Origin of the sequence: Grimontia marina, from assembly GCF_900060185.1 — a bacterium.
Lineage (GTDB): Bacteria > Pseudomonadota > Gammaproteobacteria > Enterobacterales > Vibrionaceae > Enterovibrio > Enterovibrio marinus.
Genome location: NZ_FIZY01000218.1, coordinates 1 through 723 on the forward strand (window position 1 = coordinate 1; position 723 = coordinate 723).

General features: G+C 48.5%; 1 protein-coding gene. It reads left to right on the forward strand.

What is annotated here, in order from left to right; all coding sequences use genetic code 11:
- Positions 1-539 (forward strand): IS3 family transposase (locus tag GMA8713_RS26080; RefSeq protein WP_062705098.1); only part of this gene is annotated, 539 nt, incomplete at its 5' end.
- Positions 540-723: the final 184 nt, after the last annotated feature.

Genomic DNA, 723 nt, shown 5'->3' on the forward strand with positions numbered 1-723 from the left:
ACAAAGCACACAAGGTTTATCCCTACCTGCTGCGTGATATCGATGTCACTTATCCAAACCAAGCTTGGGCGATTGACATCACGTACATCCCCATGGCGAAGGGGTTCCTGTATCTGGTGGCCATTATCGACTGGTATAGCCGCAAAGTACTGGCTTGGCGCTTGTCGAATACGATGGATACAAGCTTTTGCATTGAGGCTCTCGAAGACGCACTGCAACACTACGGGCCGCCCGATATCTTCAATTCAGATCAAGGCAGCCAGTTTACTAGCGCTGAGTTTACTCAGAGATTAATCGACCATGATGTACGGATAAGCATGGATGGGAAAGGACGCTGGGTCGACAACGTGTTCATCGAGCGATTATGGCGTAGCTTGAAATATGAGGAGGTTTACTTAAAAGCCTATACCACCCCCCGAGAAGCTGAACTTGAAATCGGCCACTACATGGTGTTCTATAACGAAGAGCGTAACCATCAGGGACTCAATGACCTTACTCCTGATGAAGCCTACTTCGGCAGGCAAAGATACGCAGCATGAGCGGGATCAAACACTTAAAAAATTAGCTTGTGTGTCCAACCAATGGGGTCCACTTCTAAAGCGCCTCACCGCCCAACCTTTGGAAGCGCTTTTTAAACTGACAGCAGCCCATTGGACCCAGCAGGAAGATAGCGATGACAAATGGTTTGGCCTAAGTTTACTTTCAGTCGACGGCACTCAGTTC